Source organism: Vibrio sinaloensis (genome assembly GCF_000808535.1).
In the GTDB taxonomy this organism is placed as follows: Bacteria; Pseudomonadota; Gammaproteobacteria; order Enterobacterales; family Vibrionaceae; genus Vibrio; species Vibrio sinaloensis_D.
This window is the reverse complement of sequence record NZ_JWLV01000050.1, coordinates 1-13,526: the sequence shown is the minus strand read 5'-3', so window position 1 is coordinate 13,526 and position 13,526 is coordinate 1. Positions and strand designations below refer to the sequence as shown.

Annotated in this window: 10 protein-coding genes; 6 read left to right on the top strand and 4 right to left on the bottom strand. The window is 47.4% G+C overall.

Annotated features, from left to right (window positions below; genetic code table 11):
- Nucleotides 1–82: 82 nt before the first annotated feature.
- The gene (locus RJ47_RS20545) at nucleotides 83–1,693 is read left to right on the top strand and encodes an ExeA family protein (protein WP_039486608.1); all 1,611 of its coding nucleotides are present in this window, start codon (nucleotides 83–85) and stop codon (nucleotides 1,691–1,693) included.
- On the top strand, nucleotides 1,693–2,460 hold the full coding sequence (locus tag RJ47_RS20540) for a general secretion pathway protein GspB (protein WP_039486605.1): 768 nt from the start codon (nucleotides 1,693–1,695) through the stop codon (nucleotides 2,458–2,460). Before RJ47_RS20545 ends, RJ47_RS20540 begins: the two co-directional genes overlap by 1 nt.
- 48 nt (nucleotides 2,461–2,508) lie before the next feature.
- Here RJ47_RS20540 and RJ47_RS20535 read toward each other — a convergent pair whose 3' ends face one another.
- The 3 genes from RJ47_RS20535 to RJ47_RS20525 form a co-directional block, all read right to left on the bottom strand.
- A complete protein-coding gene (locus RJ47_RS20535; RefSeq protein ID WP_005472810.1) occupies nucleotides 2,509–3,120 on the bottom strand; it encodes a TIGR04211 family SH3 domain-containing protein in 612 nt (203 codons plus the stop codon).
- Nucleotides 3,121–3,275: 155 nt separating this feature from the next.
- Entirely contained in the window at nucleotides 3,276–4,535 is a 1,260-nt protein-coding gene (locus tag RJ47_RS20530) for an inorganic phosphate transporter (protein WP_038140731.1), read from the bottom strand.
- Between the two features lie 131 nt (nucleotides 4,536–4,666).
- Nucleotides 4,667–5,347: a TIGR00153 family protein gene (locus RJ47_RS20525; protein WP_038140729.1), complete on the bottom strand. Its 681-nt coding sequence runs from the start codon at nucleotides 5,345–5,347 to the stop codon at nucleotides 4,667–4,669.
- Between the two features lie 204 nt (nucleotides 5,348–5,551).
- Between RJ47_RS20525 and RJ47_RS20520 the strand changes: the two genes are divergently transcribed.
- Nucleotides 5,552–7,069 (top strand): inorganic triphosphatase, encoded by a 1,518-nt coding sequence (locus RJ47_RS20520; RefSeq protein WP_039486601.1) that lies wholly within the window; start codon nucleotides 5,552–5,554, stop codon nucleotides 7,067–7,069.
- A 21-nt stretch (nucleotides 7,070–7,090) separates the two neighbouring features.
- Here RJ47_RS20520 and RJ47_RS20515 read toward each other — a convergent pair whose 3' ends face one another.
- Nucleotides 7,091–7,849, bottom strand: coding sequence for a potassium channel family protein (locus RJ47_RS20515; RefSeq protein WP_038140724.1), 759 nt, complete (start codon nucleotides 7,847–7,849; stop codon nucleotides 7,091–7,093).
- A 111-nt stretch (nucleotides 7,850–7,960) separates the two neighbouring features.
- On the opposite strand from RJ47_RS20515, the gene RJ47_RS20510 reads away from it, so the two are divergent.
- From RJ47_RS20510 to hldE, 3 genes are all read left to right on the top strand, one after another.
- Nucleotides 7,961–9,217, top strand: a complete 1,257-nt coding sequence (locus tag RJ47_RS20510) for a methyl-accepting chemotaxis protein (protein WP_005472918.1) — start codon at nucleotides 7,961–7,963, stop codon at nucleotides 9,215–9,217.
- Nucleotides 9,218–9,326: 109 nt separating this feature from the next.
- Complete coding sequence (gene glnE, locus RJ47_RS20505; protein WP_039486598.1) at nucleotides 9,327–12,176, top strand: bifunctional [glutamate--ammonia ligase]-adenylyl-L-tyrosine phosphorylase/[glutamate--ammonia-ligase] adenylyltransferase; 2,850 nt, start codon at nucleotides 9,327–9,329, stop codon at nucleotides 12,174–12,176.
- Between the two features lie 96 nt (nucleotides 12,177–12,272).
- Nucleotides 12,273–13,526, top strand: a 1,254-nt coding sequence (gene hldE / locus RJ47_RS20500; RefSeq protein WP_039486595.1) for a bifunctional D-glycero-beta-D-manno-heptose-7-phosphate kinase/D-glycero-beta-D-manno-heptose 1-phosphate adenylyltransferase HldE, incomplete at its 3' end; no start/stop codon positions are given.

Here is a 13,526-nt window from a genome sequence, read left to right as displayed (position 1 = left end):
CTCTCATTTCTTAACATTGCCATTGGCTATTGTTGCCTGCAATGGTACTTTTCTTATCACTAAATTCCCAGAGACGAGAAGCATGTATAAGCAACATTTTGGATTTACGGAACTGCCTTTTTCAATCGTTCCGAATTCTCGTTTTCTTTTCCAAAGCCAACGGCATAAAGAAGCGATCACTCGCTTGAATGCTGGGCTAGGAGAGGGCGGAGGTTTTGCCATGCTGACAGGTGAGGTCGGTACGGGTAAAACGACCGTCGCAAGAGCGATGCTTCGTGCACTAGACGATAATATTCAAGCGGGGTTAATCCTTAACCCGACGTTTTCGAACAGTGAACTACTTGAAGCGATTTGTGATGAATTTGCTCTGGATTACCCTCAAGACGCCTCCCTAAAACAGCTTAGCCAAACGATTCATCAATTCCTACTTGGTAGCTACGCCAATGGAATACAAACGCTACTGGTGATTGATGAAGCCCAGCATTTATCGGCGGAAGTGCTCGAGCAACTTAGGCTGCTCACTAACCTTGAGACAGAAAGTCAAAAACTGCTTAAGGTGTTATTGATTGGTCAGCCTGAACTGCAACAGAAGCTGCAAATGCCCCAGCTTAGGCAGTTAGCACAACGAATCACAGGTCGTTACCACCTGCTGCCATTGAATGAAAAAGAAACGGCTGAGTATATACGTTTTCGATTAGAGTTTGCTGGTGGTCAGCGTGAACTCTTCACCAGTAAATCGCTTAAGCTGATTGCGAATCAAACGCTTGGTATTCCTCGTTTGATCAACCTCGTTTGTGATGCGGCTTTAAAGCAGGCATACAGTGTCGGCGAATCTGCTCCCTCTTATTCGACGGTGCAGCTCGCGTGCCAAGAGGTGATGAGTTTTCAAACGTCGTTTCATCGCCCATCGCAGCAGGTTCAGAGTAAACCCCGCTACCTTCACTATGCTGCAGCAGCCAGCCTTGGGGTGCTGATAGCTGGTGCAAGTTACTTCTATGTCCCTAAGTTAGCTAACGATGCGATTGCTCAACAGGTTGAACTGCGCTACCCCGCTGTTGAGCCAACAATCGTCTCAAAAACGGTATTTCCTGCTGAGCTGGCATCACAGTTGTTCGAATCAGATAGCTTAGAGCAAGGGATGGCGACGCTCTATCAGGTTTGGGGATACCAAGCGTCGATGTTGGATAAGCTGTGCTTAGCGGACAGCGAAAATGCATTTCAGTGTCTCAGGTTGAACGGAGATGTGCTGGCTCTTCGCCGCCACAATGCTCCGGTATTGCTCACTCTCAATAAAGATGGGCGCCAGAGTTACGCTGTGCTTCACTCCCTTGATCAAGTGAATGCTCGTTTGTTAGTGGGGGAGCGCAACATCGAGTTACCGCTCACTCAGCTTAAGGCAATCTGGTCGGGAGAGTATCGACAAATCTGGCGTAAATATTGGGGGGGATCCTTGAAACCAGGTATGCAAGGAGAGCCTGTGGCGCTGCTAGATCACCATTTGTCGATGTTGCTTGGAAAACCACGTACAGGAAGTGACCGCTACGACTCTGCCTTGCAAGAAAAAGTGAAGTTGTTTCAACGTTGGCAGGGGTTATCCGTTGATGGTATTGCAGGGAAAAACACCCTGCAGCGTCTAGAAGAAATGGTGCGAGAAGGCGTTCCCTCTCTGACCGATAATGAGGAGTCGGCATAATGTCCAATGTACTTAAAGCGCTCGACTTATCGGAGCAAAGTCATCAAGCGACGCAGCAGGGAGGTGTCTATCCAAACTTGTTGAATCGCCCCCAAGAGGTGAAAACTAGCAAATCGGCCATCGTGGCGTTGGTGTGTTTGCCTGCTCTATTGACGGCTGCTTACGGAATTTATGAAAGCTATCAAGACAAAGTATCGTCAAGGGCCAACGCTAATCAACCTCAGGTGATTCAAGTCGATACGCCTTTTGAATATGCTGAGTTGCCTTACCCAGAGTTCACCAACCTTACCCCAACGTATGATGTTCAGATTGCAGAAGTGATCAACGTTCCCGAGCCAGCACGTGAGATGTCTTCTCCGAGCTTTGATAAGACAGAAGTTACGCCGGATACCTCTGAGCCACTTAAACAAGAAGAATCTTTATTGGGGAACCTCGATTTATCTGAGCTATCCCCAGAGCTAGCGATGCGAATTGAAAACGCATTGGGAGAGGAGACTGATTTAGAAGCGCCGTCGCCCAGCCAAGTTTCAAATTTGGCGCAACAAGGGGATAAGTGGCAAGGTCGTTTACCTGCTCTGAACTTCCAAACGCACGTCTATTCAAGTAATAAAACCAAGCGCTGGGTCAAAGTGAATGGAACCGAATATAACCAAGGGGATTGGATTACGGATCGGATTCAAGTGGAGCGAATCGATCAGAATAGCTGTTTGATTCGATTTGATGGCGAAAGTATCGAAGTACCAGCGCTGTACGATTGGCAAGGCTAACAGAAGAGAGAAACTAAAAAGGTCGCGTTAGCGACCTTTTCTTTTTGATTATGCCCAGCCGGATGGGGAGCGTTTCTTACGCGGGATAATATGAGGCAAGATTAAGCCAAACAGCAAGCCCAAACCAGCTACACCACCGCCATACATAAAGTACTTAAGTAATAAGTCATCTTTCTGAGTATCCAGTTTAGCGCGTAGGCTACGAACTTCTTCTTGTGCCGAAGAGAGTTGTTGGCTCATGTCGGTGTAGCTTTGTTCCAGCTCAGCGATACGACGATTACTGGTTTCTAAAGAATCAACAAGTCCTGCTTTCTCTTGATCTGACGTAGAGCGAGCATTCGCAAGTCTTTCTTTGGTTTCTGCTAGCTCTTTTTCAAGTTTAGGTAGACGCAGTGCCATACTTTCTTGGCTGGTGACAAACTTGCTTTCAACCCAACCTTTTCTGCCTCGGTCATCTTGGATTTGGCTGTAGCCTGTTGCTCGGTCGGTAGACAAAAGTTTTACTTTATCACCGGCATCGATACTACCAATAATACGGTATTGGTTGCTTGGGCCAGAGTGCATGTAAGTAAAAAGCTTATCCGCAATGTATCGGTCTTGAGCGAGCGCTGCGGGTGCGGCGACGAGAGTGGCTAAAACTAACAGAACCAGTTTTTTCACGATAAATCCTTTAACAGTCTTATTGTCTATATCTTGCTAACTCGAAATAGTAAGTAGTTTCTTTAGTGACTGCAACAAAGAAGGGAGGCTAAGCCTCCCTTTCTGTGTATTTGAGTCAATAATGACAGTGCGTTAACACATCATTGACGCGTTGGTTAAACGAACATCGCTTGGATAGCGTAGAAGAACACAACCGCCAATAGTGCGCCAGCAGGTAGAGTTACGATCCAAGATGCAACGATGTTACGCACGACACCGAGGTTCAGCGCTGCAATACCGCGAGCAAAGCCAACACCTAGAACCGCACCAACCAGAGTTTGAGTGGTTGAGATCGGTAGACCTGTACCTGACGCAAGAACAACAGTACATGCTGTTGCAAGTTGAGCTGCGAAACCGCGGCTTGGTGTCAACTCTGTAATACCCGTACCAACGGTTGCCATCACTTTGTGGCCAAGCGTCGCAAGACCAACCACGATACCGAAACCGCCTAGAGGAAGAATCCACCATGCAATGGTGCTTTTACCTGTGATTTCACCCATGTGCTCTACCGTTGAAACTACAGCAGACAGTGGACCAATCGCATTAGCAACGTCGTTTGAACCGTGAGCAAATGCCATCGCACACGCAGTGATTACCATTAGAACACTGAAGATACCTTCAACACCGGCAAAACCGTGGTCATCTTCGCGGCTTGCGAACTTCTTCTGAATGTAGAAGTAACCGCCAGCCATCACTAGCGCAGAAATGCCCGCAGCCCACATCCAAGCTTCACCGTTCGTTAAGTGAAGACCAACGTGCTTCAGACCTTTCTTAATCGTAACCAGTGCAATTACCATGGTCGTGATGAACATGTACACAGGAACAAAGCGCTTTGCGTTAAACAGTGGCTTTTCAGTATCAAAGATCAGGCGCTGTGCGCTGACGAAGATAACGTACGCGAAGAAGCCAGAGATAACTGGGGTAATGATCCAGCTACCAACAATGCCTTGAACTGAGCCCCAGTCAACGGCTTCCGTACCCACAGACACACACGCAAAACCGATGATTGCACCGATGATTGAGTGAGTGGTAGACACTGGCCAGCCCATGTATGACGCTAGCAATAGCCATGTACCTGCCGCTAGTAGCGCAGACATCATGCCGTAGACAAGAACATCTGGTTGAGATGCGAAGAGTGACGTTTCGATTACGCCTTTACGGATAGTGTCGGTTACTTCACCGCCTGCAAGGTATGCACCCGCAAATTCAAAGATCATTGCGATAATGATCGCTTGTTTCACGGTTAGCGCTTTTGAACCTACTGATGTACCCATCGCATTGGCAACATCGTTTGCGCCAATACCAATCGCCATCAGAAAACCGAAAGCTGCTGCAATAATAATCAGGACAGTGCCGTAGTTCGCAAGGATATCCATCGTAATACCTAGTTGTTGATAACAAGCGGAGCAAATTAGGCACGAAAAAGCCCCTTCGGCGCGTCAGTATTTATCGCCTAATTAAGGGGAGTGCTATTAAGATGCTCTTCGTTATTTAGTTAACGTATGATTTATGAGCGAGACAACATTAGCTCAAGACGCGCACCAACACGTTGCGCCTGATCAGCTATGCCACCTACCCATTCTAAAATTTTATAAAGGAACATCACATCGATAGGATTCATATCCTGCTCAATCTCCATCAATTGTTGACGAAGTTGGATCTGCATCGCATCGGTGTCATCTTCGATTACATCTAGTTGGTGGATCATTTCAGCCACAAGTGTTACTTCGCGACCTTTGAATCCAGTTTCTAATAACTCATCGAGCTCATTGATGACTTTTTGCGCTTGATTTGCTGCATCGAGACAACGTTTCACATACGCAAGGAAGTTTTCTTGAAGTGGCCCAGGAATAGTCAATTGACGACCGTAAACTCGGCCTGCAATGTCTTTCGCTAGGTTTGCCAGTTTGTCTTGCTGTGTAAGTAGCTCCAGCATATCGCTACGGTCAACAGGCATAAACAAACCGCGAGGAAGTTTAAGGCGAATTTCGCGCTTGAGCACGTCGGCTTCTTTCTCTAGATGAGAGATCTGAGCGCGAATTTCTGATGCTTTCTCCCAGTCACCCTTTGAACTGACTTCAAAGAAGTTAACTAGGTGAGAACAACATTCGTTCACACAGACGACGTGGCGTTGCAAAGGTTTAATCGGGGACTTTGCAAATAACCCCATAATTGTATTTACTGGCATGGTCATTCAACCTAATTAATATAACCTAAAAATAACATACACCCTTTACGGCGAAATGTTGAGCGATGGCTATAAAGGCGCGCATGGTAACGCATTAAATCACTCATTAAAACTGTTTTAGATCATCATTCCTGCGATATTTCTTTCTTGCCGAGTAAGAAAATTGGCAATATCCTGTCTCTATCTGCTTTGAAAGGTATAACTATGGAAACCGAGATAGAACTGAAGTTTTTTGTTTCTCCTGATTTTTCAGAGACTTTGCGTCAAAAAATATCTGAAACTAAAGTGCTTCAGCACAGCTGTCGAGAACTTGGCAATACTTACTTTGACACGCCGGATAACTGGCTGCGTCGCCATGATATCGGTATGCGAATTCGTCGTTTTGATGATGTATTCGTGCAAACGGTCAAGACGGCAGGGAGAGTCGTCGCAGGTCTTCATCAAAGACCTGAATACAATGCTGAGCACACCAGTAACGAGCCCGATTTAACGTTACATCCTGACGACATCTGGCCTGCAGGCAAAGATGTCTCCGTGCTTCAATCTGAATTGATGCCTCTTTTTTCTACTAACTTCACGCGTGAGCAGTGGCTAATTGGCATGCCTGATGGTAGCCAAGTGGAAGTTGCTTTTGACCAAGGAAAAGTAGAAGCCAATGGTGAAGAAGACCCAATTTGTGAAGTAGAGCTTGAGCTGAAATCAGGTCAAACCGATGCGCTATTTACTCTGGCGCGCAACTTCTGCGAACACGGTGGTATGCGCTTAGGCAACTTAAGCAAAGCGGCCAAAGGCTATCGCCTTGCAACAGGCTATACCGGTGACGATGTTAAGCCGCTTACGCTAGTGAGCACCGACAAACGAGATAGCGTGGAAGCGTGCTTCATTAATTCGTTAGAACATGCGCTATCCCATTGGCATTACCACGAGCAAATTTACTCAGAGCGTGAGTCCATAGAAGCGCTGCATGAGATAAAAAACGCCATCAGTTTTATTCGCCAAGTATTAACGGTTTACGGCGGTGTGGTTCCGCGCCGTGCCAGCGCAATATTAAGGCAAGAGCTGAAATGGCTAGAGCAGAGCCTAGAGTGGCTCAACGACTATGATTACCTAGACGATCTGCTAGACGACAAAGGCCATGCGCTGCGAAAACTTGATGCACGCAAGTACCTTGTCGGGGAACTAAAGCTCATTCAAGAACAGTTACCAACCAGAGAAGAGCTTCTGGAGCTACTCAACAGCGCCCGTTATACCGGTTTGCTGCTTGACTTGAGTCGTTGGATCTTAACGCGTGGTTGGCAACCCTTCTTGGATGATAAAGCACGCGACAAAATGGCACGTAACATTGAGCACTTTTCCGTTCAGCAGCTGGATCGCACTTGGGCGGAACTGATGGAAGCTTTCCCTCCCGAACGAAGCCTATCGAGTCAAGATTACATTGATCAGCAATACCGCTTAATGCGCAATTTGTATACAGGCGTGAGTTTTGCGAGCTTGTTTGATACCGAAGAGCGCAATAGCTTCCGTATGCCTTGGAGTGATTTGCTGCACGGCATCGACGATTTACTCAAGTTGCGTACATTGCAAAAGCTTGTTGAGTCGTTAGAGGGTGATGAGCAGGAGCAACTAGCGCGCTGGGTTGCCCGTCAAGAAAGCTCCATCTTGCATGCAATGGAGCAAACTCGAGTTATCTGTATAGAGACCGAGCCCTATTGGCAAGAGTAACCACCAACATCAACGGGAGCATTACGGCTCCCGTTTGTTTTGCTGCTCAAGGTTGTCTAAGCGGCGAAGAATCTCATTTTGTTTTTCGACAAGCTCTATTAATAGCTTCTCTTTATTTTCTGAACGCGTGGTCTGAACCTTGGAAGGTGAGGTTATCATTGAGGTGACCAGTCCAGAAATCATACCAAATAAGCCTACGCCACAAATGATCAATCCCGCTGCAAGAATTCTTCCCCCATCCGTAACCGGGTAGTGATCGCCGTAACCCACTGTGGAAATAGTCACGAGCGCCCACCACATGGCATCGCCACCATCTTTGATATTGGCGCTGGGCGAATGCCCTTCAATAAATAGCATCATGCTCGAACCTGCGGTCAGCAAAATGACCATTAAGAGTAGAATCGAGGCTAAGGTCGTTTCATGTTTATTGCGCAGTAGTTGGCGGATGACGTTTCGGCTTGAACGAATCACTAGAACGACACGCAAGATAGAAAACAACCTCGCGTAACGCAGTGGTTCAATCATCGGTAGGCTGGCTAGAAAATCGATCCAGTGGCGTTTCATAAATTGCAGCTTATTTGTAGAGCGGATCAAATCTACACTCAATTGAAGCATAAAAATGCTACAGATAAGAAAGTCTAAGCCGATAAGGACTTGTCGAGTTTCTGGCCGCAAAGGAAAAAAGAGTAAGCCAGAGATCACAAATAGCGCCATAAATGACAAGATTAGTGACAGCAAGCTCATCGGTTTAGTATCACTTTTGATAATATCTTTATTCATACGAGGCTCGAAATAAATATTTTGGCGTAACCAGAGAAGAGGTGTTGCTCTGTAAGCCACTCTATTACAACGCGCTAAAAATACAAAATTTGACTTAATGGAGAAGCGACGATGACCAAAATGGCATTTAAACCATGGGAGCGGGTGATTACTGATGTCCGCCTAGTTCCTAAAATGGTCATGCTGATGGTGTTTAGTACCTTACTGATCATTGGTAAACAGCTGTGGGATGCAAGCACCTTTTACGATTCACTTCTTGCTGCAACTCAAAGCACAGCGATTGCCCAAGAGCATTATGACGCTTATCTCGTTCAGGTGGCGTGGCAAACCTGTTTACTCATAGTGGTTTTTGTCGCATTGCTGCTTTTTGCTGCGCGCGTTATGTTGCGTCAGACGCAGTACTTAAGTGACTCAATCAAAATCATGGCAAATAAAGACTTATCGGTTCCTATTGAAATGGAATGTAAAGATGAGTACGGCGATGTCGCGCGTGAGCTAGAAAAAACACGTCGTCAGCTGCAAGAAATGATTGCGCTGCAAGTGAGTGCTTCGCAAGAATTGTCTGGTTTGACGGAAGTGATGACCATCAGTATGTCTGAGACCAAAGAATCGGCCCAAGAAGAGTTTAACGAAATTGATCAACTGGCAACGGCGATGAGTGAGATGACTTCGACGGTTCAAACTGTCGCGGGTCACGCGCAAAGTGCGTCTTCATTAACAGAAAACGCTTCGAGCCAAGCACAAACGGGTCAACGATTTGTGCAAGACACCGTGCTTAAGATCAGTGAACTTTCAAAAGACATCTCTGCTTCGGCGCAAGCGGTGAATGATGTGGAAGACAGCGTAGGCTCAATTGGTAGTGTTGTTGGAACCATTCAAGGTATTTCTGAGCAGACAAATCTACTGGCACTGAACGCAGCGATTGAAGCGGCTCGTGCTGGTGAAGCGGGGCGCGGTTTTGCCGTGGTGGCAGATGAAGTTCGCAACCTTGCTCAGCGCACTCAACAAGCCACCGTCGAGATTCAAGAGATGATCTCTCAACTTCAATCGAGCGCAAATTCCGCAGTAGAGCTGATGGAAAAGAGCGTCGTTGAAGCGGCTGAAGGGGTTGAGCTTGTGACCAACGCAGGAAGTGAATTGGATGGAATTGTTGGTCAGGTGAATCAAATCAACGATATGAACTTCCAGATTGCTACCGCTGCTGGTCAACAAAGCAGTGTTGCGGAAGAGATGAATCAGAACCTGACCAATGTTCGTGAGCTTGTTGAAGCCTCGGTTACCGTGGTTTCGGAGCTGCTCGAAACCTCTGAGATAATGCAGCAAAATGCCGATGAGCTAGACAAGAAAATCACGTCATTTAAGGTTTAGCTTCTCAAGTTAAATGCAATAAACGCCCACTGGCTACTAGTGGGCGTTTTTTATTGGTATAAAGAGAGAGTTACCACACCCCACGGCTATTTCTAGACAAGGAAGAATCATGCAGCTGCCAGAAAGCCTCACTCAATTTTCCCAACCTGTTATCCAAGCAATGAACGAATCGCAAGCCTTGAACCATTGGTCAGAGTCACAGCTCTCTCAATTGCAATATGTGGCGGGTTTGAGTCAGTTTGTTGGCGAAGCGCTGTCAACGGATGAGCTACTCCAGCAACAGCTGCCTGAGATGTTAAACCATGATTCGCGCCATGAGCAGTATCGAGAAAGGCTATCTGCTTTGCTGAGTGAGTGCCATGATGAGATGCAGGGGCATCGAGTGCTAAGGCAGTTTCGTAACCGTGAAATGGTCTACATTGCTTGGCGTGACTTTACGGCATCTTGGGCGTTAGAAGAGAGCCTAGAGCATCTCTCCCAATTGGCTGAAGCGATGATTTTTGAAACCTATCAATGGCAGTATAAACAGTGCTGCGATCTATGGGGGACGCCGACCAATGAACTCGGTGAAGCGCAGCCAATGTTGATTATTGGCATGGGCAAACTGGGTGGTGGTGAGCTGAACTTCTCGTCCGATATTGATTTGATTTTTACCTACCCTGAAAACGGCGAAACCCAAGGTGCTCGACGCAGTATTGCCAACGCACAGTTTTTTACTCGTCTCGGTCAACGCATTATCAAAGCCCTCGATCAGCAAACCTTTGATGGTTTTTGCTATCGCGTCGATATGCGTTTGCGCCCATTTGGAGACAGTGGACCGCTCGTGATGAGCTATGCGGCTCTTGAAGACTACTACCAAGAACAAGGTCGAGACTGGGAACGCTACGCGATGATCAAAGCGCGCGTTATGGGGCGTGAAATGTACCCAGAGTATCAAGAGCTCCGTCAGATGCTGCGACCGTTTGTCTTTCGTCGTTACATTGACTTCAGTGCGATTCAATCGTTACGTCGCATGAAATCGATGATCAGCAGTGAAGTGCGCCGTCGTGGGCTAAGCAACAACATAAAATTGGGTGCTGGTGGCATTCGTGAAATCGAATTTATAGCTCAAGTCTTTCAATTGATTCGGGGTGGGCGAGAGCCAAGGTTGCGTCAGCGAGGGCTACTCAATACCCTTGATGCAATAGAAGAGCTCGAACAGCTAACTGCAGCGGAAACTCAGCAACTACGCAATGCCTATAAATTTTTGCGTCGCCTAGAAAACTTGCTACAAGCAATGGCCGACAAACAAACCCAAACCTTACCTGAAACCGATACAGAGCAACTGCAGTTAGCGATCGCGATGGGCTACAGCGATTGGCTAAGCCTTCGTCAAGATATCACTCAACACATGCAAAACGTGCACTCGGTCTTTGCAGATTTAATTGGGGATGATGAAGAAGAGCAACAAGACATCGCCAAACATTTTGTCGAGCTGTGGGACATGGCTGCCAAGAAAGATGTCATTGAGCATATCTTGGAGCATGACATTCAAGCGCAAGAGCCCGCTCAAATGGCCACAACCATTATTCAGTTCAAGCAAGACTTGGCCAAGAAAACGTTGGGGCCACGCGGTCGAGAAGTACTGAATCATCTGATGCCAAAAATCTTCTCAGCTATCTACTCGCACAAAGATGCTCAGTTTGGTTTGCCACGTGTTCTCCACCTTTTGCATCGCATTGTCACTCGCACAACGTATTTAGAACTACTTGATGAGCACAGCGCTGCACTGACTCAGTTAGTGAGGCTGTGTACTGCAAGTCCTATGATTTCGGAGCAGCTTGGGCGTTATCCGATCCTGCTTGATGAGCTGATCGACCCTCAGCAGTTATACAATCCGATTCCATTGGAGAGCTACAGAACCGAACTACGGGACTTTCTAGCTCGTATCCCAGAAGACGATATGGAGCAGCAAATGGAAGCGCTCCGTCAATTTAAGCAGATATGTATTTTGCGAATTGCGGCAGCGGATATCGCTGGTGTGCTGCCAGTCATGAAAGTGAGTGATCACTTAACGTATTTGGCAGAAGCGATTGTTGAGTCAGTAGTCGGTCAAGCTTGGCTGCAAATTGCAGAAAAGTATGGCGAGCCAACCCACTTAAAAGACCGAGATGGCAAAGGCTTTGCGGTGATTGGTTATGGCAAAGTCGGAGGCTGGGAGCTCGGTTATAACTCAGACCTTGATATCGTCTTTATGCATGATTGTCCGGTGCATGCGTATACCGATGGCAAGAAAGAAATCGACGGCCGTCAGTTCTACTTACGCTTGGCTCAACGCATCATTCACATATTCTCGACACGAACAGCGTCGGGCATATTGTACGAAGTGGACACTCGCTTACGTCCTTCGGGAGCGTCGGGTTTGTTAGTAAGCCCTACAGAAGCATTCGATGAATATCAGCATAATGAGGCGTGGACATGGGAACATCAGGCTTTGGTTCGTGCTCGCATGATTTACGGCGATGAACCATTACAACAAGCCTTTGCCAAGACGCGCCACGCGGTACTGACGTTGCCTCGTGAGGAAGCCAAACTCAAGCAAGAGGTGGCAGACATGCGAGTGAAAATGCGTGACCATTTAGGCGGTAAGAAAGCAGGACGCTTTATGTTGAAGCAAGATCCTGGTGGTATTACTGATGTCGAGTTTCTCGCGCAATATTTGGTTCTGCGCTTTAGCCATGACAAACCCAAGTTAACGCGCTGGAGTGACAATGTGCGAATCTTCGAAACCATGATGTCGCAAGGCGTTCTGGAAGAAGAACAGGCAATGGCACTCACTCACGCTTACACAACAATGAGAGACCAGATCCATCACCGAAACTTGCTTAACCTCGATGCGGATGTGGCAGAAGACAAACTCGTGCCTGAGCGAGAATGCGTCCAAAAAATTTGGCACGCTTGGTTTGATACTAACGATTAAACCAAGCCTCCTCACTTTAGCTGCTTACTGCTGAGGGTTTAGGGCGTTCAACGGCTGTGCTAAACTCTCGCCAGAATTATATTTTGGAGATCGACGATGAAACCAATCCTACCTAACTACAAGGATGCGGGTGTCTTAATCATTGGTGATGTGATGTTGGATCGCTACTGGTACGGCCCAACTGGGCGTATTTCACCAGAAGCGCCAGTTCCGGTAGTAAAAGTAGAAAACAATGAAGAGCGTCCTGGCGGGGCGGCTAACGTTGCGATGAACATCGCTTCGCTGGGAGGACATGCTCATATTGTTGGTTTAACAGGGATTGATGAACCTGCGAAAGTGCTCAATGAGACCTTATCTGCACTTAATGTAACCTGTGACTTTGTTGGTCTACCCGATTACCCAACGATTACGAAACTGCGTGTGATGAGCCGCGGACAGCAGTTGATTCGCTTAGACTTCGAAGACAAGTTTGAAAACGTCGATTCTGAGCTGATTCTAAGCCGCATGGAGCAGGCGTTGCCTAAAGTGAAGTCGGTGGTGTTATCCGACTACGCTAAGGGCGCTTTAGAGCACGTTCAGAAATTTATTCAAAAAGCGCGTGCAGCGAATGTCCCTGTTTTTATCGATCCGAAAGGGGCGGACTTTGAACGTTACCGTGGAGCTACGCTGCTGACGCCAAATATGGCAGAGTTTGAGCTTGTGGTTGGCAAAGTGAAGTCTACCCAAGAGTTGGTTGAAAAAGGGCTTCAGCTGATTGAAGAGTTCGACTTTGATGCACTTCTTGTGACGCGAAGCGAACATGGTATGACGCTGCTTCGTCGTGGCCAAGAGCCATTCCATTTACCAACTCAAGCCAAAGAGGTATACGACGTGACGGGTGCCGGCGACACGGTTATTTCAGTGTTGGCTGCGTCAGTGGCATCGGGTAAACCTCTTGATGAAGCGTGTGCCTTAGCAAATGCAGCGGCCGGTGTTGTGGTCGGTAAACTGGGTACGTCAACAGTATCAACCATCGAGTTGGCGGAAGCGGTTCATGGTAGTCAAGACACCGACTATGGTGTGATTGGTGAGCAAGCGTTGATTGAAGCAGTGAAAAATGCCCAAGCCAAAGGCGAAAAGGTAGTCATGACTAACGGCTGTTTCGATATCCTTCACGCAGGCCACGTTTCGTATTTAAACCACGCCGCTGAACTGGGTGATCGCTTAATTGTGGCGGTTAACACCGATGAGTCAGTGAAGCGCTTAAAAGGCCCTGGTCGCCCTGTTAACCCTACCGATCGACGAATGGCGGTTCTTGCTGGTTTGGGTGCGGTTGATTGGGTGGTTCCATTTGGTGAAGACACACCGCAG

What these genes read in the sequence shown, in the direction of transcription:
- RJ47_RS20545 (WP_039486608.1), top strand. Translation starts at nt 83, where the DNA reads ATGTATAAGCAACATTTTGGATTTACGGAACTGCCTTTTTCAATCGTT.
- RJ47_RS20540 (WP_039486605.1), top strand. Translation starts at nt 1,693, where the DNA reads ATGTCCAATGTACTTAAAGCGCTCGACTTATCGGAGCAAAGTCATCAA.
- RJ47_RS20515 (WP_038140724.1), bottom strand. Translation starts at nt 7,849, where the DNA reads ATGAATAAAGATATTATCAAAAGTGATACTAAACCGATGAGCTTGCTG.
- glnE (WP_039486598.1), top strand. Translation starts at nt 9,327, where the DNA reads ATGCAGCTGCCAGAAAGCCTCACTCAATTTTCCCAACCTGTTATCCAA.
- RJ47_RS20510 (WP_005472918.1), top strand. Translation starts at nt 7,961, where the DNA reads ATGACCAAAATGGCATTTAAACCATGGGAGCGGGTGATTACTGATGTC.
- RJ47_RS20525 (WP_038140729.1), bottom strand. Translation starts at nt 5,347, where the DNA reads ATGCCAGTAAATACAATTATGGGGTTATTTGCAAAGTCCCCGATTAAA.
- RJ47_RS20530 (WP_038140731.1), bottom strand. Translation starts at nt 4,535, where the DNA reads ATGGATATCCTTGCGAACTACGGCACTGTCCTGATTATTATTGCAGCA.
- RJ47_RS20520 (WP_039486601.1), top strand. Translation starts at nt 5,552, where the DNA reads ATGGAAACCGAGATAGAACTGAAGTTTTTTGTTTCTCCTGATTTTTCA.